Origin of the sequence: Pedomonas sp. (genome assembly GCF_036515995.1) — a bacterium.
GTDB lineage: Bacteria > Pseudomonadota > Alphaproteobacteria > Sphingomonadales > Sphingomonadaceae > Pedomonas.
Window position 1 is genome coordinate 1 of sequence record NZ_DATBUP010000162.1, and the last position, 21,599, is coordinate 21,599.

Below are 21,599 nucleotides of genomic sequence, written 5' to 3' on the forward strand. Positions count from 1 at the left end.
AGCGGGTTCTGGAACGGCAGGCCTTCATCTCGCGCTTCCCACAGCTCGTTCAGAGTCTTTTTCATGGCGGCCTGCATGCGTCCCAGCACCGCCTGCCGGGTTTCCCCGCGCACGAAGCTGTAGGTTTCGGGCAGCACCGAGCCTTCGTCCGGCACGGCGACCTCACCTGCCAGCATGGGCTCGCTCATCAGCCGCTCGAACACCTGAATGGCGCTCATGCCCTCAACCACCGTGACCTGCCGCAGCAGCACCACGCCTTCCTGAAGGAGACGCAGCGCCTCAGCCGGGCTGACGCCGTGGGGCATGGCATATTCGCCCGCCTTGATGGGTTTCTCAGAGCCGAACCAGCGCACCAGACGCAGGAAGGCGCGGCTGTCCTCGATCACGCCCGCGTCCTGAAGTGTGCGGGCCGCCTTGGTGAGCGACGAGCCTTCCTCGATGAACACCACCGTGTCGTTCAGCGACGGGCCGGGTGCCGTCCAGCGGTAAGCCTGCCAGCCGAACCAGCCCGCGCCTGCAAGGCCGATTGCCAGCACGAGGCCGACCACGGAGGCGATGATCCACTTGTGCGTGCGTGTGAGCGCCATGAGACCTCTTTACCACAAACGAAACGGGGCCAGTACCCGGTACTGACCCCGTCGTTTCATTCCGGTGAACGCAAGACGGTTTACACCGCCTTGAAGATCACCGTGGCGTTGGTGCCGCCAAAGCCGAAGCTGTTGGACAGCGCCGCGCGCACCTTGCGCTCCTTGGCCACGTGCGGCACCAGATCGACGCCGAGGCAACCTTCCGACGGATTGTCGAGGTTGAGGGTCGGCGGCACGATCTGATCACGCATGGCGAGGATCGAGAAGATGGCCTCGACCGCGCCCGCAGCGCCCAGCAGGTGGCCGATGGCCGACTTGGTGGACGACATGGACACGTTGGCGATCTCGTTGCCGAACAGGCGGCGAACCGCGCCCAGCTCGATCTCGTCGCCCAGCGGCGTGGAGGTGCCGTGCGCGTTGATGTAGTCGATGTCGGACGGGGACATGCCTGCGCGCTTCAGCGCCATTTCCATGGAGCGGTAGCCGCCCGAGCCGTCCTCGGCCGGAGCCGTGACGTGGTAGGCATCGCCCGTCAGGCCGTAACCGACGATTTCGGCGTAGATCTTCGCGCCGCGGCGCTTGGCGTGCTCATATTCCTCAAGCACGACGCAGCCCGCGCCTTCACCCATCACGAAGCCGTCGCGGTCCACGTCGTAGGGACGCGAAGCCTTCTCCGGCTGATCGTTGAAGTTGGTGGACAGGGCGCGCGCCTGGGCGAAGCCGGCGATGCCCAGCGGGCAGATGGCCGATTCCGCACCGCCTGCGACCATGATGTCCGCGTCGTCCCACATGATGAGGCGGGCAGCGTCACCGATGGCGTGAGCGCCGGTGGAGCAGGCCGTGACGACCGCGTGGTTCGGGCCGCGCAGGCCGTACTTGATCGACACCTGGCCGGAGACCAGGTTGATGAGACGGCCGTGCACGAAGTGCGGAGACACCCGGCGCGGGCCGTTCTTGAACAGGTTGACCGATTCCTTCTCGATGCCCGGCAGGCCACCGATGCCCGAACCGATGAGCGTACCGGCGCGCAGGCTGGTGGCCTCGTCCAGATCGGTCAGACCGGCGTCTTCCAGCGCCTGACCGGCTGCATCGATGCCATAGACGATGAAGGGATCGACCTGGCGTTGAATCTTGTGATCCACCCGCTTGCCGGCATCAAAGGTCATGCCGGTGCCGTCGCCGCGCTTCACCTCACAGGCGATGCGGCAGGCGTAGCCTTCGGGATCGAAGATGGTGATTGGGCCGGCACCCGACTTGGATGCCAGCAGGTTCGCCCAGGTAGTGGCAACATCGCCACCCAGCGGGGTCACCATGCCCAATCCGGTCACGACGACACGACGCATGTCTCCGCCTCCTTCACTTACAAGTCCATCCGTACAGAGTGCGCGGTCGGACCATTAATAAACGAGAACGGCCCCCCATGCATGGAGGGCCGAGACTCTCACTCCGTCACGGGCAAAAGACTACCCACGAGGAATCTTACTGCGCGTTCGCCTGGATGTAGTCGATCGCGTCCTTCACGGTCAGGATCTTCTCGGCGGCGTCATCCGGAATCTCAACCCCGAATTCTTCTTCAAACGCCATGACCAGCTCGACCGTATCGAGGCTGTCCGCGCCCAGATCGTCGATGAAGCTGGCGGTCTCGGTCACCTTGGCAGCGTCCACGCCCAGGTGCTCGACAACGATCTTCTTCACGCGTTCGGCGATATCGCTCATCTCTCGTCCCTTATTCTTTAACGAGGTTGTTCCGGTGGATGGGACCCACAATCATTTGAAAGATCCTGTCCATTCGGGCTGGCACTAATCCGAGCGAAGGCTCGTGACAAGCCCAAAAAGACTTAGCTTTCAAACCGTGGTGCCACGTATAAACGCTTTCAAACGCCAAAAGGCGTTAGATCATGGCCATGCCGCCGTTCACATGCAAGGTCTGACCCGTAACGTAGGCCGCCTCGCGCGAGGCCAGATAAACGGCCGCTGCCGCGATATCCGTGCCTTCGCCCAGGCGTCCGGCCGGAATCTTCACCATCAGGGCGGACTTCTGGTCGTCGGACAGCGCATCGGTCATCGGCGAGGTAATGAACCCCGGCGCGATGCAGTTCACCGTGATGCCGCGGCTCGCCACTTCCTGCGCCAGCGCCTTGGACATGCCGATGAGGCCCGCCTTGGAGGCGGCGTAGTTCACCTGGCCCGGGTTGCCCGTCACGCCCACGATCGAGGTGATGTTGATGATGCGGCCGAAACGGGCCTTCATCATCGGCTTCACCGCGGCGCGGCTGATGCGGAATGCGGCTTCCAGATTGACCTTCAGCACCTGCTCGAAGTCTTCGTCCTTCATGCGCAGGATGAGCGTGTCACGGGTGATGCCCGCGTTGTTGATCACCACGTCCAGACCGCCCAGCGCCTCGATGGCGCTCGGCACCAGCCCCTCGACCGCCTCGGCGTCGGAGAGGTTGCACGGCAGGATCACCGGGTCGTTCGGCAGCTTGGCCGCCACCGCTTCCAGAGCTTCGCGGCGGGTGCCCGAAAGCGCCACGCGCGCGCCCTGATTGGCCAGCGCCTCGGCAATGGCGCTGCCGAGGCCGCCCGATGCGCCCGTCACGAGGGCACGCAGCCCGTCCAGCTTGAACAAAGACATTGATTCTCTCCCTAAAAAAGTACCGGCTGCGGCCTCAGAGCGTCTTCAGGAATGCCTCGACATCGTCAGGCGTCTCGACCGAAACGGTGGTCGCGTCGCGATTGATGCGCTTCACGAGGCCGGAGAGCACCTTGCCCGCGCCGCATTCGACGAAGGTGGTCACGCCGAGCCGTACCATTTCCTCGACGCTTTCGCGCCAGCGCACCGCGCCCGTTACCTGCTCGACCAGGAGGCGGCGAATCTCGTCCGGATTCGAAACCGGCGCGGCGGTCACGTTGGCCACCACCGGCACGTACGGTGCCAGAATGGTCGCCGCTTCCAGCGCCTCGGCCATCTTGTCGGCGGCGGGCTGCATCAGCGGGCAGTGGAAGGGGGCGGACACCGGCAGCAGCAGCGCACGCTTCGCGCCGCGCCCCTTGGCGATCTCGATGGCGCGCTCGACGGCGGCCTTGTGACCGGACACAACAACCTGACCCGGCGCGTTGTCGTTGGCGGCGGTGCACACCTCGCCTTGCGCGGCCTCGGCTGCCACGGCCTGCGCTTCCGGCAGATCAAGGCCGAGGAGGGCCGCCATGGCACCCTCGCCCACCGGCACGGCCGCCTGCATGGACTGGCCGCGCAACTTCAGCAGCTTTGCGGTCTGGCTCAGCTCCAGCGCGCCGCTGGCGGCCAGCGCGGAGTATTCGCCGAGGCTGTGACCGGCCACGTAGGCGGCCTTGTCGGCGAGCGACACGCCCGCGTCCTTCTCCAGCACCCGCACCACTGCCAGCGACACCGCCATGATGGCCGGCTGGGCGTTCTCGGTCAGGGTCAGCTCGTCCAGCGGCCCCTCGAACATCAGGCGGCTGAGATTTTGCTGCAGCGCCTCGTCCACTTCGCCGAATACCTCACGGGCGGTCTGGCTGGCGTCGTAAAGCGCCTTGCCCATGCCCACGGCCTGACTGCCCTGTCCCGGAAATACGAATGCCCGCACCAAGGTCTGCACTCCCTGATCTGTAAAAAATTGTCACTGTATAGTGTGTTTCAGCGTGAACACCGGGCTTATACGAAGGACCGACAGGCGGGCAAGGCTATTGGAGCAACTTTCGAGCAGGGCGGAACGCCCTGCGGTTAAGAAAGTGCGACCTGCCGGAAAACCGGCATGACCATCTTTAGGATGCTTCGTGATGAACCGACGCGCCACGCAGAGTGAAACTAAAAGGCGCTGATGCTCGTTTCTTCACGTCGTTTGGCCACGGTACGGCCACGCTTTGACGAACTTTTTGCTTTGCCTGCGTTCGACCGATGATATGTTCCCTGTTCCGGGCCTGCCATGGGTAGGTGGCTATAAACACCACCCGGGCCATACAACTGGTAATAAAATTACGTGAGGCTGCAATGTTTCGAGTTCCAACCCTAGGATTGGCTCTGGCCCTGGCGACCATCGCCCCGGTCAGCATGATCGTCACTGCCGCACCGGCTGCTGCCCAGGCCGTGAGCCAGGCGGTTGGCAAGCCGCTTCAGGATGCAATGGCCGCTGCCAAGAAGCGCCAGAGTGCACAGGCAGTTGCCAAGATCGCCGAAGCGCGCAAGGCGGCCAAGACCGACTTCGAAAAGCGCAAGGTGACCGAGGCTGCGGCCTACGTATACACCGCGACCGGCCAGTACGCGAAGGCGGCTGCCGAGCTGGAATCCATCGGCGGCACCCCGAACCAGGTGGCTCCGCTGTACTATCAGGCTGGCCAGTACCAGAAGGCCGCCCAGATCGCCTCCAAGTCCAACAGCGCTGACATGCAGCTGATCGTGGCCCAGTCCTACGTGAAGCTGAACCAGCACGCGCAGGCTGCATCCGCCTACAAGAAGCTCATCGCTGCAGGCGGCGCAAAGAAGCAGTACCTGGAAGGTCTGGCCGGTGCGCAGTACCGCTCGGGCGACAAGGCCGGCTACCTGCAGACGGTCGAGAAGCTGATCCGCGTTGATCCCTCGCCGTCCAACTGGAAGGCCCTGCTGCACAACCTGCGCGGCGAAACCATGCCCGCTGGCGCCAAGCTCGGCCTCTACATGCTGATCGACGCCACCGGCAACCTGAACTCGCAGGCCGAATTCAACGAGTTCGTCCAGCTGTCCGCCACCAACGGCGCGCCGGGCCTCGGCTATCAGGCCATGAAGGCCGGCGTCGACAAGGGCACCCTGCCGAGCGACCCGCGTACCCAGAACACCCTGCGCGGCGTTGAAACCCGCGCCAAGCAGGCTCAGGCGCAGGTTGCCAAGCTGGCCGCCTCCAAGACCCCGGCTGACCTGATCACCGCCGGCAAGACCTACTACGGCCTCGGCCAGTACGACGTCGCCGCCGCCACCTTCGCCAAGGCCGGCAACACGCCGGAAGCCCTGCTGATGAAGGGCATCTCGCAGGTGCGCGCCGGTCAGGGCGCTGCCGCCAAGGCAACCCTCGCCTCGGTGAAGGGCGCGGGCTACGAGGACGTGGCATCGCTGTGGTCGCTGTACTCCAGCACCAAGAAGGCTGCCTGATTTAGCCTTGCGTTTCGGCCGCAGTTGCGGCATGAACCCGACCAACATGGCGGGGAGCCTTACCCGGCTCTCCGCCATGCCTTTTTTTCCCGCAGCCAGCCGGAGGGGTGCCCGGATTGCCCGGCGCCAGCGATCGGCAGAAGAGGAGAGCCACACATGCCGTTCTACGAGCATGTCTTTCTGGCCCGTCAGGACCTCGCGACCGCACAGGTCGATGGTATGGCCGACCAGTTCACCAAGATTGTTGAGGCCGGTGGTGGCAAGGTCACCAAGACCGAGTACTGGGGCCTCAAGACCATTGCCTACCGCATTCGCAAGAATCGCAAGGCCCACTACGTCATGTTCAACATCGAAGCCCCCGCTGCGGCCGTTGCCGAGCTGGAGCGCAACGTTGCTCTGAACGAAGACGTGCTGCGTTACATGACCATCCGCGTTGACGAGCTGGAAGCCGGCCCGTCGGCAATGATGCGCAAGCATGACCGCGAACGCGGCGACCGTGGTGATCGCGGTGACCGTGGCGATCGCGGCGATCGTGGTGAACGTGGCGAACGGGGTGAGCGCGGCGAACGTCGCGGTCCCCGTCACTAAGGAGGTCCTGAGCAATGGCAAAACCGTTTTTCCGCCGTCGGAAGAGCTGCCCGTTCTCGGGTAAGAACGCGCCGAAGATCGATTACAAGGACATCCGTCTGCTGGGTGGCTTCGTTTCGGAGCGCGGCAAGATCGTTCCTTCGCGCATCACCGCCGTTTCGACCAAGAAGCAGCGCGAGCTGGCTCGCGCCATCAAGCGCGCACGCCACATCGGCCTGCTGCCGTTCCTGGTCCAGTAAGGAGGCGCTGTCATGGATCTTATCCTTCTGGAACGGGTCGAGAAGCTTGGCGGCATCGGCGACATCGTATCGGTGAAGCCGGGTTACGCCCGCAACTTCCTCCTGCCGAAGCGCAAGGCGCTCCGTGCCACCGAAGAAAACAAGCGTGTTTTCGAGGCACAGCGCGCCCAGATCGAGGCTGATAACCAGAAGCGCCGCGAGGCTGCTACTGAACAGGCCACCAAGGTCGCCGGCAAGTCCGTCGTCCTGATCCGTCAGGCAGGCAACACCGGCCTGCTGTACGGTTCGGTCTCCAGCCGCGACATCGCTGAAGTTCTGTCCGAAGTCTCCGGCGTGGCGATTGCCAAGAGCCAGGTGATTCTGGACCGTCCGATCAAGGCTCTGGGCCTGCACACCGTGCGCGTCGCCCTGCACGCCGAGGTCAGCGAGAACGTTACCGTCAACGTCGCCCGCTCTGCCGACGAAGCCGAGCTTCAGGCCAAGGGCGTGGACGTGACCAAGGAAGCGGAAGAAGAGGAAGAAGCTCCGGCGGAAGTCGAAGCTGAAGCCGCTGCTGACGCGACCGAGGCCGACGAGGCAACCGAAGCCTAAGCTTCGAGAAGCCTTCCAAGGTTAGAGAAACGCCGTCCGGTCCGCCGGGCGGCGTTTTTCGTTGGGATGGATGTGTTGTTTCCCGGTCATCCGCACAAAAAATGTGAACGACGACCTCGCCCCCAACTTATAACCCAGGCCTTTGATCTATACCCTCTGATATACCATATGCTCAGAGGGAAGGGCTGCGCCTTGAAGTGGTCAAGCAAAGTCCTGCTGGATGCGTTCATCGCGACCGTCGTCGGCTGCTTCCTCGGGGGCATCCTGTTTGCCTTGTACATCCGTCGGCACACATTCGATGCCGGCCTTCCGGTCGAAAGCCTGCTGGCCCTCGCGCAGACCAGCATTGCATACACGCTCTTCACCCTGCCCTTCTCGCTCTTCTTCGCCCTCTGGCTGACCATACCCGTCGCCTTTGGCATAGCCTCGCTCGAGCGCAGCACGGGTCACCCGCCCCGCCTGCTGTTTCAGCTGCTGCTGCCCGTTGGCCTGTCCGCCCTCCTCATCCTCCCGCCTCTGCTGACGCTCCAGACGCAGCAGGCCGACGCATCCGGCCTTCAGGAGGACCCGGCCGCCAGAAAGGCGCTGCTGGACATGCAGGGCAGCTTTCTCCTTGCCGTCTTCTTTGGCTCGCACATTCTGCTGCATGGCGGGGCCACAACCATCGTCTTCCATCTGCTGCGCAAGCGGCGCCTCAGCCAGACCCGCGACTCCATCCCTCCGCCAATACCCGCTGCGGCCACAGGACAGGATGGCTGACCAGCTTCACGGGCGCTTTACGCCCTGCCCCGTTACGCTGCCGACACTCAATGGAACATACCATGAACATCGATCGTTAATTCCTGCGGGTTCGTCGCATTCATCGAGGCGAGGCGCTTTCGTTTCCCGTCGCAACCGTGTAGGTTCCCGAGTCCAATGGCACTGGTTCCTGTACCCTCTCCGTCGTCGCAAGACGCCATGGCAAGCGTCAGCCTTCCCCACAACCTGGAGGCTGAACAGGCGCTGCTGGGCGCCATGCTCATCGACAACCGCCTCGTCGAAGACGTGCAGATCAAGCTGCGCGCCGAGCACTTCTATGAAGAACTGCATGGCCGCATCTACTCTGCCATCCTGCGCACGGTGGACCGCAACCTCGTCGCCAACCCGGTCACGCTGAAGCCTTTGTTCGAGAAGGATCAGGCCATGGCCGAGCTGGGCGGCCCGGCCTATCTCGCCACGCTGGCGGCCAACACGGCGGCGCTGTTCGGCGCGCGTGACTTTGCCCAGCAGATCTATGACTTCGCCGTGCTGCGCGAACTGATTCGCGTCGGCCGTGGCATGGTCGAGCAGGCGATCGACACCAGCCGCGATCTCGATCCCCAAGCCCAGATCCAGGAGGCGGAAGTCTCCCTCTACAAGGTGGCCGAGCAGGGCGAAATTTCCGGCGGCATGAAGGAATTCCGCGACGCCACCCGCGTCGCCGTCGAGACCATCGAGAAGGCGTACAAATCCGGCGGCCACCTGTCCGGCATTACCACCGGCCTGACCGGCCTCAACGAGAAGATGGGCGGCCTTCACAACTCCGACCTTATCATCCTCGCCGGCCGTCCGGGTATGGGTAAGACCGCGCTTGCCACCAACATGGCCTTCGCCGCCGCCCAGCGCGCCCGGCTGGACCTGTCGCAGGGCATCCCGCTGGACAAGTCCGCCGGTGCCGCCTGCGCCTTCTTCAGCCTCGAAATGTCGGCCGACCAGCTGGCCACCCGTATTCTCGCCGAGGAAAGCGGCGTATCGGGTGAACTGCTGCGTATGGGCAAGATCAACGAGCAGCAGTTCCTCCGCCTCGCCCGCGCTGCGCAGGAGCTGGAAGACCTGCCGCTCTACATCGACGACACGCCCGGCCTCACCATCGCCGCCATGCGCACCCGCGCCCGCCGTCTCAAGCGCCAGAAGGGCATCGGCCTCATCGTGGTCGACTACCTTCAGCTGCTGCAAGGCTCCGGCAAGGGCGGCGAGGCCAACCGCGTGCAGGAACTCTCCGAGATCACCCGTGGCCTCAAGACGCTGGCAAAGGAGCTGCACGTCCCGGTGATCGCGCTCTCCCAGCTGTCCCGTCAGGTGGAAAACCGCGAAGACAAGCGCCCCCAGCTGTCCGACCTTCGCGAATCCGGCTCGATCGAGCAGGACGCCGACATCGTGCTCTTCGTCTACCGCGACGAATACTACCACGCCCAGAAGAAGCCCGAGGAAGGCTCTGACAAGTTCATCCAGTGGATGGAAAAGGGCGAGCGCATCCGCGGCCGCGCCGAAGTCATCGTCGCCAAGCAGCGTCACGGTGCCACCGGCATCGTCAACGTGCACTTCCACAAGGAGACCACCAAGTTCTCCGACATTGCGGAAGACGATCACCTGCCCGAGCAGTTCTGATTTTTATACTTTGCAGGGGCCTTGTCCCCTGCATCCCATCCGTTTTCAAAGAGCCGTGTCGTGCACCAGGGGCGCGGCCCTTTTCTTTCAGCCTTGCCTTGCATGCCCCAGACCTGTCCGTGGCACGGCCCAGAAAGCCCCTGTCTTCTCCCCGATTTCCAGCAGCCTCCCGAACCGCAACCGCTCAAAAAAAGGGAGTGCAGAGGGACAAGTCCCTCTGCAAAAAGGAGAAAATATCACTCTGGAATATTTCCCGGCCAGCGCGCAGCCTGTAGCTGATCCATGCGTTCCCGCGAGTCAGAGGGCCACCCCTGTCTTGCAGGCCCTCTGGAAAGGCAAGGTTCGCCATGAGCGAAACACGCCACATCAGGCACCGCCTCATTGCCCTGATCTCCGTTTGCGCTGCGGCGCTCCTCAGTGCCAGCACCGCGCCGACCGGCAGCCCCGACGTGTCGCCGGATGCCCTTGCCGTGCTCGACCCTACGGCGCAGATGCGCCAGCTGTGCGGCGGAGCCGGTGCGGGCGGCGAAAGCCTGCGCACCCGCCTGAAGGCGGCCATGGCGTTTGCCCGCACGGCGCAGGCGCGGGAGCCGAAGAGCGACGCGCCCGAGGCCCCGCCCGTGCTTCTGCCGGGCCTTGCCTCGGTGCATTACCCCATCACCACCTTCAATCCGGAAGCGCAGCGGTATTTCGATCAGGGGCTGGCCCTCACCTACGGCTTCAACCATGCCGAGGCGATCCGTTACTTCCGCGAGGCCCAGCGGCTCGACCCCGCCTGCGCCATGTGCTGGTGGGGCGAGGCCTTTGCCCACGGGCCCAACATCAACGCGCCCATGGACCCGGCCGTCAACGCCCGCGCCGTTACGGCCGCCCGTCAGGCCAATGCGCTTGTTGGGCCCGCCCAACCCGCCGAGCAGGCGCTGATCCGCGCCATTGCCGTGCGTTATGCGCCGGACACCCCGCCCGAGCAGCGCGCCGCGCTGGATCAGGCGTTCGCCACCCAGATGCTGGCCGCAGCTTCGCAGTTCCCGCAGGATGATACTCTCGCCGTCCTCGCCGCCGAGTCCGTCATGGACACCCAGCCGTGGGACTACTGGCAGGCGGACAAGCGCACCCCCAAGGGGCGCATGGGGGAGGCAATCGCCCTCATTGAGACCGTGCTCGCCCGCAACCCGGAGCACCCGCAGGCGGATCACCTCTACATCCACCTCATGGAAGCGTCAGACCACGCCCAAAAGGCCGAGCGCTATGCGGACATTCTGGCCGGGCGGCCCATTCCGGCCGCCGGGCACATGATCCACATGCCGGGCCACCTGTATTACCGCGTCGGCCGCTATGGAGACGCCATGCGCGTCAATGTGGATGCCGCCGCCACGGACGAGACTTTCCTCAAGACCTCCAGCGAGTCCGGCATCTACCGCTTTGGCTATTACCCCCATAACGTTCACTTCCTGGTCACCTCGGCGCAGATGGCGGGAGACATGAACACCGCCGTCTCGCAGGCGCGCAAGCTCTCGGCCATTCTCAACACGGACGTCTCGGCCGCCATGCCGTGGGTGCAGCCGGTCAACGCCGCGCCCTATCTGGCCTATGCCCAGTTCGCCAAACCGGCGGACATTCTGGCCCTTGAAGCACCGGACGCTCGCCTGCCCTACGTCACCGGCATGTGGCACTACGCCCGCGCCGTCGCCTACGCGCAAAACCGGAACCGTGAGGGCGTGGCGCAGGAAATCGCCGCGATCCGCCGCATCCGCGAGACCACCGACTTCAAGCCGATGATCGACCAGCTCGTCCCCGCGCCGGACCTCCTCCGCCTCGCCGAGATCACCGCCGAGGCCCGCCTTGCCACTGCACTGGGAGAGAAACAGCAGGCCGTTTCACTGTACCGGCAGGCCGCCGCCATCGAGGACACCATCCGCTATATGGAGCCGCCGTTCTGGTATTACCCGGTGCGCCAGTCCCTCGGGGCCGCGCTCTACACCGCTGGAGACTATGACGGCGCGCGCCAAGCCTTCCTCGAAGCCCTCGCTCAGGCCCCCAACAACGGCTGGGCCCTCTACGGCCTCATGACCACCCAGCACGCCATGGGCGACACCCAGGGCGCAAAGGCCACCGAAGCCGCCTTCGAACGTGCCTGGATGGGCGACCCGCGCTGGCTCACCATGCAGCGGCTGTAACCATCTGTCTGGTTTGAAAGATTCCCTTGCAGGACGGTCTTGACCCTCCTGCACCTCGCTTCCGCTTTCAGGGCTGCGTTTCCGGCCCGCACCTTCGCCCCGTAAGCGGGGCAACCTGTGAGAGGCGCTGACCTTTGAAAAATAAAGGGTTGGCAATCCCCACGGGCTCAACCTCCAACGCCTTCAGGAAGCCGACCTTGTTGCAGAAGCGTGTCGAAAATACTTACAAATTAACCAGAATCTCTTCTCTGCATCGCCCCCGGAACGGCCAAAATCCGCCAGATTCTAAGCTTGGCACATTGCTTGCTACTAGTCAGGCAAAGGGAGGTCTGGTCTCCCTCTAATCTGAGAGAGCGCCATGAAAGCATTGCTGAGCGTCGCCGCCATCGCGGCGTCTGTGTTGACCGCGGCCCCCGCGAGTGCCGTCATTCTGGGGTTTGACGATATTTCCACGGATTACGAGGCGGTCGTTCCAAATGGGTACGGTGGCTTTAATTGGAGCAATTTCCTACTTGTACACAAGGACCTGTTCCCGGGTTCCGGTTATGATCACGGCACCGTCTCGGGTGACTTTACGGCTGTTAACGGTTGGTCCAACCCCGCGTCAATTACAGTGGATTCCGGTACGTTTTCCTTTGAGAGCGCTTGGTTCACCGGGGCATGGGACGTGATGACCCTGACAATCGAGGGTTTCACGGATCACGACAACGTAGCCGATTTTACAGCCAGCTTCGAATGGGGCACTGACATGCCCTACCATTTCGAGGCTGGGTGGAATGGCTTGCAACGCTTGACTATTTCCGCGACGACAATTGCCAGCGATGTTCCCACTTGGGTTGCAATTGATGATCTGGAAATCAACTTAGATCAGACGACCGAAGTGCCGGAGCCGCTGACCATCGGCCTGCTCGGCATGGGCCTGCTGGGCGTTGCCGGTGCCCGCCGCCGTCGCCGCACAGCCTGAGCGGGCTGGCTGCCAGACCATCGGCACAGCAAGCAAAAAAGGCGGCCCCTAGGGTCGCCTTTTTTGCATTACACAAGCTTGCCAAGCCGGCAGACACAGGGGCCGACACCGTGCTTGGCCCTCTTAATTCACCGAACAGAGAAGGGTCGCGCCCCTCGAGAAGAAACTGCTCCTTTAAATCAAAAGGGGATTAGCAGGGGATGATCCATCCCCTTGCAAGACAAACCTGAATCCTCGCCCCGCCCCCTGAGAACCCGCCGCCCTACTCCTCCGCGTCGGCCAGCACTTCCGTGCGCGGCAGGGTGCCATTCACGGCAACGGCGATGGACGGCGGCGCGGTGATCGGCGCATCGCCATCGCCGCCAGTGCCCTGACTATCGCCGAAACCATCGCCAATACCATCGCCGGTGAACCGAAGATCGCGGCCACGCCGGTCCGGCTGGCGCACCGCCTGCTCGGAGGGCTCCAGCGCCACCAGCGTCTCGGCCTGGCTTTCGAACTGAAGTTCGCCGAACTTGCGCGCCTGCGGCAGCACGTTGCGCTCCAGGCTGCCGACGAAGCCGTTGTACTTCTTCACCACCATGTCCACGGCCTTGCCCAGATCGGCCACGTGGCCGCCCATCACACGCATGCGCTGGTACAGCTCCTTGCCCATCTGGCCGATCTGCTCGGCCTGCTCCGCCAGTTTCTCCTGCTGCCACACGTGGCTGACCGTGCGGGCGATAGCGATGAGGTTGGTGGGCGTCGCCAGCAGCACGCGCCGCTCGAACGCGAAGTCCCAAAGGTCCGGGTCCACCTCCAGCGCGGCAGTGACGAAATGCTCGCCCGGCACGAACATTACCACGAAGTCCGCCGCCTTGCCGAACTGCCGCCAGTATTCCTTGCGGCCCAGCTGGTCCGCATGGGTCTTGAGCGCCTTGGCGTGGGAGATCAGGTGCGCGTGACGCGTCCCCTCATCCGTTGCCTCGGCCGCGTCCAGAAACGCCACCAGCGAGGTCTTGGCGTCCACGATCAGCTGACGGCCGCCAGGCAGGTTGATGATGGCATCCGGGCGCAGCGCGCCGTCATCCCCCAGCCCCACATGCACCTCGGTCTGGAAATCGACGTAGGCCGACAGGCCCGCCATCTCCAGCACGTTGCGCAGCTGCTGCTCGCCCCAGCGGCCCCGCGCCTTGGGGCCGGACTTGAGCGCATGCACCAGCTTCTGCGTCTCCGCCCGCAGCTGGCCCTGATCGTTGAGCATGGACTCGATCTGCTGCTTGAGGCTGCCATAGGCCTCCACCCGCGCCTTCTCCACCTCGCCCATGCCCTTCTCGTAGCGGGCGAGCGTGTCCTTCACCGGGTTCAGCAGCGCTTCCAGTTCCGCACGGGTCTTGGCGAGGTCTGCCGACGAGCCCTCGCGGTGACGCTTCATCGTCTCCTCGGCCATGCGCAGGAACTGCGCCTCGTTCTGGCGCAGAGCCGTCGAGGCCAGCGCCTCGAAATCCTTCTGGAGCTGGCCGCGCACCTCGGTCAGCTGCGCGATCTGGGCGTTGATGGCCTGCTCACGCTCCTTGGCCTGCGCTTCGATGGCCGCCAGACGGGTCTGCAGCGCCTCGCGCTGGCCGCGCTCGTGGGCCAGCGTGTCCCGCACCGAGTCCAGCTCCGTCAGCAGCTCTTCAGCCCGCTCGTCCGCCGACCGGGCGCCCGCCAGCGCCTCGGCCAGCTGCACCTGCACGCTGGCAACCGTCTGGGCCACGCGGTCCTTCTCGGCGCGCACGTCCGCCAGTTCGGCCCGCACCGAATCGCGCTCTTCCCGCAGCCGGGCCTGTTCGGCGCGCAGGACCTCGCGCTCGGTGAACAGGCTGTCCCGTTCGCCGCGCACGGCATCCCGCTCACCCCTCGCCGCGTCCCTCTCCTGCGAGAGCAACGCCGTCGAACGGCCCCACAGCAGCCATGCGGCCACCGCACCCAATGCCACCCCGAGGAGCAGCCCTATGATCGCGTCCAAGAACATACGCCGAACATATGCGATATGATCGGCTGTAGGAAAGCCCCCAAAACGAAGCTTATGGTCGAATAGTCAGAACAGCCTGCGGACGCTTGGGTTTTCACCCGAGCAAGCTCCCACCCTATGCCACCGCCCGTGCAGCGGCTATCTTTCCGGGATGATACACATCAGGGCAGCAACGGAGCGTGATGCCTGCGGTCTGCCGGAGATAGAACGGAGCGCCGGAGCCGTCTTCCGCACATGGGCCGGACTGGAGTGGATTGCCGATGACGCGGTGCAGTCCCCGGACCAGCACCGCGCCCTGGTTGCGCACGGTGTTGCGCTGGTCGCAGAAGTGCAGGCGGGCGAGATCGCCGGCTTTCTCAACGGGGAACTCGCGCCAGATGCCCTGCATATCTGGCAGGTCGCGGTGCGCCATGATCAACAAGGGCGCGGCATCGGGCAACGGCTGATGGAAGCCGTGCAGCCCCTCGCCTTGCAGCGCGGTGTGAATTCCTTGACTTTAACGACGTTCCGAGACGTGCCGTGGAACGAGCCCTACTACCAGCGGCTCGGCTTTCGCACCCTTCAGGAGGGCGAACTGAACCAGCGGCTCAAGGGCATTCTGGCACGCGAGGCGCAGGCCGGGCTACCGGTTGAACAGCGCTGCGCAATGAGGAAGTCCCTTTAAGCACGCAAAAGGGCCGCGCCCTTGGGTGAAGGACACGGCCCTTTGAAACTTCAGGGGGATTGTTAAGGGGGTTACAGACCCCCTTAACGTCCAGTCCCGAAAAGGAGCATCAAGCCCGCAGGACAGCACCCACCTTGCCCGCCGCCGCGACGATCTTGGCCGAGATGGCCTCCAGATCCGCATCGGTGAACGAGGTTGCGCCCGGTTGCAGGGTCACGGCCAGCGCCACGGACTTGTGGCCTTCCTCCATGCCTTGGCCGGCGAACACGTCGAACACCTCGACGTTGGTAATCGCCTGCTTTTCTGCGCCGCGCACGGCTTGCACCAGCTTTCCGGCTTCCACCTCGGCCTTCACCACGAAGGCGAAGTCGCGGGAGACGGACATCAGGTCGGACGGCGCGTACTTCGGCCGCGCGCGCTTCACGGCCTTCGGCTGCGGAATGGCGTCGAGGTAGATCTCGACGGCAACCACCGTGCCCTTGATGTCCAGCGCCTTGGCAACCTTGGGGTGCAGCTCGCCAAAGTGGGCGATCGGGTTGCGCGGGTCGAGGCGCAGCGTGCCCGAGCGGCCCGGATGGAACCACGACGGCGCATCCACGGTCACCTGCAGGCGGTCAACCGGCGCACCGGCGGCCTCCAGCACGGCGAGCGCCTCGGCCTTGGCGTCATACACGTCAAAGCCGGCGGCCTTTGCGCCCCAGTGGCGGCCCTGCTTCTCGCCGGTGGCCACGAGAGCCAGCGTCGGCTTCTCGCCTTCCTTCAGGTAGCGCTTGCCCACCTCGAACAGGCGGATGGAAGTTGCCCCGCGCGCCTTGTTGCGGCCGGCCGCCGCGATCAGGCCCGGCAGCAGGCTGGTGCGCATCACTGCCAGATCGGCCGAGATCGGGTTGTCCAGCGTGAACGCACCGCCACCAAAGGGTTCAGCCTCGGCGGGTGCGATGAAGCTCCACGTCACCGCTTCCTGGAAGCCGCGGCTGGCGGCAGCGCGGCGGGCGCGGCGCTGGCGCAGCTGCATCGGGGTCGCGGTCGGGCGGGCAACGCCTTCGGCGCGCGGCAGCGGGGTGGACGGGATCTTGTCATACCCCACCAGACGCAGCACTTCCTCGACGATGTCGGCGGAAGCATCCACATCCTTGCGCCAGGACGGCACGCGGATGGTCCAGCCTTCCGCGCCCTTCCCTTCCACGGTGAAGCCGAGGCGGGTCAGCACCGCTTCCTGCTCGGCCTCGTCAACCGGCACGCCGCCCAGCGACCCGGTGCGGGATGGCTGGTAGACCACGGTCTTGTCGAACGCCGGAACTTCGCCTGCCTTGGTCACGGTGGAGGCCTCGCCGCCGCACAGGTCCAGCACCATGCGGGTGGCCAGCTCCATGCCGGGCTCGATGAACGCCGGGTCGATGCCGCGCTCGAAACGGGCGCGTGCATCCGAGGTGAGGCCAAGCTTGCGGCCCGTCACGCCGATGCGAACCGGGTCGAACGCCGCGCACTCGATTACCACGTCGGTGGTCGCTTCCGTGCAGCCCGACTCCTCGCCGCCCATGATGCCGCCAAGGCCGTGGGCCTTCGCGTCGTCCGCAATCACCACCATGCCCTCTTCAAGGGTGTAGGTCTTGCCGTTCAACGCCAGCAGCTCTTCGCCCGGCTTGGCCGAGCGCGCCGTCAGGCCGCCCGTCAGCTTGGCGAGATCATAGACATGCAGCGGCCGGCCCCGGTCGATCATGATGTACTGGGTGATGTCCACCAGCGCCGAGATGGGGCGCAGGCCGATGGCGTTGAGGCGGCGCGACAGCCATTCCGGGCTGGGGCCGTTCTTCACGCCGCGCACCAGGCGGCCGAGGAACACCGGACAGCCATCCGCATCTTCCACGCGGATCGGCACCGGGTTCTCGAACGCGCCCGCAACCGCTTCCACGGCCGGGGTCTTGAGCGTGCCAAGGCCGGCCGCGGCCAGATCACGCGCCACGCCAGCGACGCCCAGGCAGTCCTGCCGGTTCGGGGTGATGGCGATCTCGATGACGGGGTCGTCAATGCCCAGCCACTCGGCATAGGGCGTGCCGACCGGCGCGTCTGCCGACAGGTCGAGAATACCGTCGCTTTCCTCCGATAGCTCCAGCTCCCGGCCCGAGCACATCATGCCGCCGCTTTCGACGCCGCGAATGGCGGAGAGCTTCAGGGTCACGTCCAGTCCCGGCACGTAGGCGCCCGGAGGGCCGAACACGGCCTTCATGCCGGCGCGCGCGTTCGGTGCACCGCACACCACCTGCACGGGCTCGCCCTTGCCGATGTCCACCTTGCACACGCGCAGCTTGTCTGCGTTCGGATGCTTCTCGGCTTCCAGCACGTGGGCGATCACGAACGGGGCCAGCTTGTCCGCCGGGTTCTCGACGCCTTCCACTTCCAGACCCAGCCGCACGAGGGCGGTGGTGATCTCTTCAAGCGAAGCGGTAGTATCGAGGTGGTCTTTCAGCCACGAAAGGGTGAATTTCATGCGCCCACTCCTCCCGACAGCGTCGGGACGTCAAGGAAACTGAAGCCATAGTGCTTGAGCCAGCGAAGGTCTGCGTCGAAGAAGGCGCGCAGGTCGGTCATGCCGTACTTGAGCATGGCGAGACGGTCGATGCCGCAGCCGAAGGCGAAGCCCTGCCATTCCCTCGGGTCCAGGCCGCAGTATTCCAGCACGCGGTCATTGACCATGCCGCAGCCCAGAATCTCCAGCCAGTCCGTGCCCTGGCCAACCTTCAGCTCGCCATTGCCCCACTGGCACTGCACGTCCACCTCGGCCGAAGGCTCGGTGAACGGGAAGTAGCTCGGGCGGAAGCGCATGGTCACGTCATCCACCTCGAAGAAGGCCTTCACGAAGGTCTCCAGCGTCCACTTCAGGTGGCCCATGTGGATGCCCTTGCCGATCACCAGCCCTTCCACCTGATGGAACATCGGGGTGTGGGTGGCGTCGCTGTCCGAGCGGTACACGCGGCCCGGCGCGATGATGCGGATGATGTCCTGATCGCCCTCCGCCTTCAGCTTGCCGCCCTTCAGCTGCTCGGCCACGTCCACCATGGTGCGCACCTGCACCGGCGAGGTGTGGGTGCGCAGCACCAGCCGCTCACCCTTCTCGTCCTCGGGGAAGTAGAAGGTGTCGTGCATGGCGCGGGCCGGGTGCTCCGGCGGAATGTTCAGCGCGGTGAAGTTGTGCCAGTCGGTCTCGATCTCGGGGCCTTCGGCAACCGCAAAGCCCAGATCGGCGAAGATCTCTGTCAGCTCGTCCATCACCTGCGAAATCGGGTGGATCGAGCCGCGCGGGGCCGTCACCGGCATCAGGGTCACGTCGCTGCGCTCGGCGGCAAGGCGGGCGTTCAGCGCCGCCTCTTCCATCTCGGCCTTGCGATCGGCCAGCAGGTTGGTCACGCGCTCGCGCAGGCCGTTGAACTGCGGGCCTTTTTCCTGCCGTTCCTCTGGCGAAAGCTTGCCAAGGGTTTTCAGAAGCGCGGTGATGCTGCCCGACTTTCCGAGCGCCTTCACCCGCACGTCTTCAATGTCCTGAAGCGTTGCGGCCGCGCTGATGGCAGCCGTCAGTTCCGCTTCCAGTGCTGTAATATCGGTCATTGAATTCCTGCCGAAGCGATGAAGCTTGATCCCGGGCGCGTTGCCCCGCCCGTCGAAGCGCCTTCCATAAGGCAAAAGCAGCCCTGAGCGCAAACATGCAGGCAGGCGCTCCGGGCAGAATAGCCTGAAAACACAAAAGGGGCCTCTTTCGAGACCCCTTCTGCGTATCCGGTAGATCGGAAGGTTTAGGCCAGAGCGGCCTGAGCCTTCTGAACCAGAGCCTTGAAGCTCTCCGGCTCGCGCACTGCGATGTCGGCCAGAACCTTGCGGTCCAGTTCGATGCCGGCCTTGTTCAGACCGTTGATGAACTGACCATAGGTGAAACCGAGTTCGCGGCAGCCAGCGTTGATGCGCTGGATCCACAGAGCGCGGAAGTTGCGCTTCTTGGCCTTGCGGTCGCGGTAGGCGTACTGGCCGGCCTTTTCGACGGCCTGACGAGCAACCTTGATGGTATTTTTGCGACGGCCGTAATAGCCCTTCGCCTGTTCAAGAACCCGCTTGTGGCGAGCGCGGGCAGTAACGCCCCTCTTCACACGTGCCATGACAGATCTCCTTCGCTAGCCTTATGCGAGCCCGTAGGGCGCCCACTTCTTGATCGTGCGTGCGCTTGCGTCCGCAATCACCGCGGTGCCGCGGTTCTGACGGATCTGCTTCGTCGTACGCTTGATCATGCCGTGGCGCTTACCGACCTGGCCGTGCTTGATCTTGCCGGTGGCGGTGAGCTTGAAGCGTTTCTTAACGCCGCTCTTCGTCTTCAGCTTGGGCATTTTGCCTACCTCCTTATGCGGCCCTGAAAGCCGCTCCGGTTGCATTCCGGAACGCCACGGCAGCCCATATGAGCCGGGCGTTCCACTCGAAGGACGGGGCTATACACGCCGCCCCCATGAAAGGCAAGGCCAAGTCAGCCCTCCCCTTGCGTTTTCGCAACAGCCTGATTGCCTTATAAAGCAACAGGCTCACCCCTCGCCGCCCTGAGCCCCCCAGAAGATGACCCAAGTCTCGAAATCCGGCGAGAAGTCGTGAAACCTGTGCTCGGCCCCGGCTCGAACGAACAGCACGTCCCCCGCCCTCACCGGCACCCGTTCGCCTTCGTTGACGAACCAGCCGGAACCCTGGCGGATGATGTACAACTCGTCCTGTGCATGGGGCTGCTGGGTGTCGGGCCCACGTGGAGCGAACAGTTCCACGCTCATCGTGCCATGGGCAAGGGCCGTCACGAACGGCTGCGCCGAGGAGCCCAGCCGCTCCTGCAACGCCTCAAGCCCTACATGCCATGGTTGGTCCGCCATGCCTGCTCCCTTCCCTTCCACCTCGGATCCGGCGCAAGGAAAGCAGAGACACGGGTGCGGAACAAGCCGCCTGAACCTCTATGAGCTTGAAAGCAAACCGGCCGGAACAGCCGATGACCTGGGGCATGGGCTGGTTGTGAAGGCAGGGGTACTGGACCCCTGCGAAAATCAACCGCCTCGGATAACAGCGAGCGCTGACTGCCGCAGGCCTGCCGACGATGCGGCTGGGTCAACGACGGCGCTGGCCACCGCGCATCGGCGGGCGCGGACCCATCGGAGCGCTCGAATCCTTGTGGCGATAGATTAGGCGACCCTTGTCCAGATCGTACGGAGACATTTCAACCGTAACGCGGTCACCCGCCAGGGTCTTGATGCGGTTCTTCTTCATCTTGCCAGCGGTATAGGCAATGATGATGTGACCCGACTCAAGCTGCACCCGGAAGCGGGCGTCAGGCAGAACCTCCAGCACAACGCCCTCGAAGGGAATCATTTCTTCTTTGGCCATGGCCGGACTCTCCTTTCACTACAAACGCCTTGAACGGCTTGTGGCCGAGAAAAATTCGCCGCCGTGAAACGCACGGCGGCGTCAAGAGGGGGCGACCCGAAGGTCGCCCGATTTGCCGCAAGGCCGGTTAGCCCGGCTTGCATGGCAGACCAACTGGGTTAGTCGGCTGCAACCAGATTCACGGCAGAAGACTTGCGCGAGCGCGGGTCGGTCTGCACTTCGAATTCAATCTTCTGGCCTTCAACCAGGCTGCGCATGCCGGCGCGCTCAACGGCAGTGGCGTGCACGAACACGTCCGCACCGCCCTCTTCCGGCTGAATGAAGCCGTAGCCCTTGGTGCCATTATACCACTTTACGGTACCAATAGTCATAAGTCGTCCTTTCGAAAGAAGCTCGATAACAAGAACCCGGAGCGCAACAACGCGACTCTTTCAGGCCGGTCAGAATGAATGAGGAGACAAATCAAACACGCACCCAACCTAGCTGGGCGCGACGTGGATAATCATCTGGGCCAAGCTACCAGCCACCCGGCTATGCCTGTCAAATGCGGCATTGGCAAGACAATACCGACTCGGCAACGTCCTTCATTCATGGGGTTTAGGTATGCACAGCGATTAAGCCTGCCTTTCCCCAAGGGGCTGACCGAAACTGAACTCTACCACACCCCCATCCGGGTCGAACACACCGCAATAGGTGCCAACGGGAAAAGGATCGTAATGCACCGGCCAGGCCAGAATACCGTCCGCCCGCGCCCGATCTGCGATTGCCTCCACCGCCGCTTCGCTGTCCAGCGCAATGCCAAGATGGGAAAAGTCGCCCGAGGACTGCGCCGGCCGTGATCCGCCCG

21 protein-coding genes and 2 pseudogenes are annotated in these 21,599 nt (G+C 64.2%); 9 read left to right on the forward strand and 14 right to left on the reverse strand.

From position 1 onward, the window contains the following. The 5 genes from VIG90_RS12420 to fabD all read right to left on the reverse strand — a co-directional run. Nucleotides 1–587: endolytic transglycosylase MltG (locus VIG90_RS12420; protein ID WP_331593838.1), on the reverse strand; the 587-nt coding region annotated here is incomplete at its 3' end. Between the two features lie 80 nt (nucleotides 588–667). Then, nucleotides 668–1,930 carry a beta-ketoacyl-ACP synthase II gene (gene fabF, locus VIG90_RS12425; RefSeq protein ID WP_331593839.1) on the reverse strand — a complete coding sequence of 421 codons (1,263 nt, stop codon included), beginning with the start codon at nucleotides 1,928–1,930 and terminating at the stop codon, nucleotides 668–670. Between the two features lie 136 nt (nucleotides 1,931–2,066). After that, the gene (locus tag VIG90_RS12430; RefSeq protein ID WP_259278291.1) at nucleotides 2,067–2,303 is read right to left on the reverse strand and encodes an acyl carrier protein; all 237 of its coding nucleotides are present in this window, start codon (nucleotides 2,301–2,303) and stop codon (nucleotides 2,067–2,069) included. Between the two features lie 175 nt (nucleotides 2,304–2,478). Continuing rightward, the gene (gene fabG, locus VIG90_RS12435) at nucleotides 2,479–3,216 is read right to left on the reverse strand and encodes a 3-oxoacyl-[acyl-carrier-protein] reductase (RefSeq protein WP_331593857.1); all 738 of its coding nucleotides are present in this window, start codon (nucleotides 3,214–3,216) and stop codon (nucleotides 2,479–2,481) included. Between the two features lie 40 nt (nucleotides 3,217–3,256). Beyond that, the gene (fabD, locus tag VIG90_RS12440; protein ID WP_331593858.1) at nucleotides 3,257–4,195 is read right to left on the reverse strand and encodes an ACP S-malonyltransferase; all 939 of its coding nucleotides are present in this window, start codon (nucleotides 4,193–4,195) and stop codon (nucleotides 3,257–3,259) included. Nucleotides 4,196–4,599: 404 nt separating this feature from the next. Here fabD and VIG90_RS12445 point away from each other — a divergent pair, with 404 nt between their 5' ends. The 8 genes from VIG90_RS12445 to VIG90_RS12480 all read left to right on the forward strand — a co-directional run bounded on the left by VIG90_RS12445 (nucleotide 4,600) and on the right by VIG90_RS12480 (nucleotide 12,695). After that, nucleotides 4,600–5,730: a hypothetical protein gene (locus VIG90_RS12445; protein ID WP_331593840.1), complete on the forward strand. Its 1,131-nt coding sequence runs from the start codon at nucleotides 4,600–4,602 to the stop codon at nucleotides 5,728–5,730. A 156-nt stretch (nucleotides 5,731–5,886) separates the two neighbouring features. Next, nucleotides 5,887–6,318, forward strand: a complete 432-nt coding sequence (rpsF, locus tag VIG90_RS12450; protein WP_331593841.1) for a 30S ribosomal protein S6 — start codon at nucleotides 5,887–5,889, stop codon at nucleotides 6,316–6,318. Between the two features lie 14 nt (nucleotides 6,319–6,332). Beyond that, nucleotides 6,333–6,557: a 30S ribosomal protein S18 gene (rpsR, locus tag VIG90_RS12455; protein ID WP_331593842.1), complete on the forward strand. Its 225-nt coding sequence runs from the start codon at nucleotides 6,333–6,335 to the stop codon at nucleotides 6,555–6,557. Between the two features lie 12 nt (nucleotides 6,558–6,569). Beyond that, nucleotides 6,570–7,148 carry a 50S ribosomal protein L9 gene (rplI, locus tag VIG90_RS12460; RefSeq protein WP_331593843.1) on the forward strand — a complete coding sequence of 193 codons (579 nt, stop codon included), beginning with the start codon at nucleotides 6,570–6,572 and terminating at the stop codon, nucleotides 7,146–7,148. Nucleotides 7,149–7,340: 192 nt separating this feature from the next. Then, entirely contained in the window at nucleotides 7,341–7,907 is a 567-nt protein-coding gene (locus VIG90_RS12465) for a hypothetical protein (protein WP_331593844.1), read from the forward strand. 198 nt (nucleotides 7,908–8,105) lie between these two features. Next, nucleotides 8,106–9,554 (forward strand): replicative DNA helicase, encoded by a 1,449-nt coding sequence (locus VIG90_RS12470; protein WP_331593845.1) that lies wholly within the window; start codon nucleotides 8,106–8,108, stop codon nucleotides 9,552–9,554. Nucleotides 9,555–9,901: 347 nt separating this feature from the next. After that, nucleotides 9,902–11,731, forward strand: a complete 1,830-nt coding sequence (locus VIG90_RS12475; protein WP_331593846.1) for a tetratricopeptide repeat protein — start codon at nucleotides 9,902–9,904, stop codon at nucleotides 11,729–11,731. A 358-nt stretch (nucleotides 11,732–12,089) separates the two neighbouring features. Beyond that, a complete protein-coding gene (locus tag VIG90_RS12480) occupies nucleotides 12,090–12,695 on the forward strand; it encodes a PEP-CTERM sorting domain-containing protein (RefSeq protein WP_331593847.1) in 606 nt (201 codons plus the stop codon). A gap of 262 nt (nucleotides 12,696–12,957) precedes the next feature. Here VIG90_RS12480 and rmuC read toward each other — a convergent pair whose 3' ends face one another. Further along, nucleotides 12,958–14,685 (reverse strand): DNA recombination protein RmuC, encoded by a 1,728-nt coding sequence (gene rmuC, locus VIG90_RS12485; RefSeq protein ID WP_414695501.1) that lies wholly within the window; start codon nucleotides 14,683–14,685, stop codon nucleotides 12,958–12,960. 157 nt (nucleotides 14,686–14,842) lie between these two features. Here rmuC and VIG90_RS12490 point away from each other — a divergent pair, with 157 nt between their 5' ends. Then, complete coding sequence (locus VIG90_RS12490; protein ID WP_331593849.1) at nucleotides 14,843–15,355, forward strand: GNAT family N-acetyltransferase; 513 nt, start codon at nucleotides 14,843–14,845, stop codon at nucleotides 15,353–15,355. Nucleotides 15,356–15,464: 109 nt separating this feature from the next. Here VIG90_RS12490 and pheT read toward each other — a convergent pair whose 3' ends face one another. The 8 genes and pseudogenes from pheT to VIG90_RS12530 all read right to left on the reverse strand — a co-directional run. Beyond that, complete coding sequence (pheT, locus tag VIG90_RS12495) at nucleotides 15,465–17,843, reverse strand: phenylalanine--tRNA ligase subunit beta (RefSeq protein WP_331593850.1); 2,379 nt, start codon at nucleotides 17,841–17,843, stop codon at nucleotides 15,465–15,467. Next, a complete protein-coding gene (gene pheS, locus VIG90_RS12500; protein WP_331593851.1) occupies nucleotides 17,840–18,958 on the reverse strand; it encodes a phenylalanine--tRNA ligase subunit alpha in 1,119 nt (372 codons plus the stop codon). The genes pheT and pheS overlap by 4 nt, the downstream gene beginning before the upstream one ends. 185 nt (nucleotides 18,959–19,143) lie before the next feature. Further along, complete coding sequence (rplT, locus tag VIG90_RS12505; protein WP_259278304.1) at nucleotides 19,144–19,500, reverse strand: 50S ribosomal protein L20; 357 nt, start codon at nucleotides 19,498–19,500, stop codon at nucleotides 19,144–19,146. 21 nt (nucleotides 19,501–19,521) lie between these two features. Further along, a complete protein-coding gene (gene rpmI / locus VIG90_RS12510) occupies nucleotides 19,522–19,725 on the reverse strand; it encodes a 50S ribosomal protein L35 (protein ID WP_331593852.1) in 204 nt (67 codons plus the stop codon). Nucleotides 19,726–19,914: 189 nt separating this feature from the next. After that, nucleotides 19,915–20,247, reverse strand: coding sequence for a cupin domain-containing protein (locus VIG90_RS12515; protein WP_331593853.1), 333 nt, complete (start codon nucleotides 20,245–20,247; stop codon nucleotides 19,915–19,917). Between the two features lie 289 nt (nucleotides 20,248–20,536). After that, a pseudogene (gene infA / locus VIG90_RS12520) lies at nucleotides 20,537–20,752 on the reverse strand (translation initiation factor IF-1); the annotation flags it as partial. A 158-nt stretch (nucleotides 20,753–20,910) separates the two neighbouring features. After that, nucleotides 20,911–21,123 (reverse strand): cold-shock protein, encoded by a 213-nt coding sequence (locus VIG90_RS12525; RefSeq protein ID WP_331593855.1) that lies wholly within the window; start codon nucleotides 21,121–21,123, stop codon nucleotides 20,911–20,913. A 243-nt stretch (nucleotides 21,124–21,366) separates the two neighbouring features. Beyond that, a pseudogene (locus tag VIG90_RS12530) lies at nucleotides 21,367–21,599 on the reverse strand (VOC family protein); the annotation flags it as partial.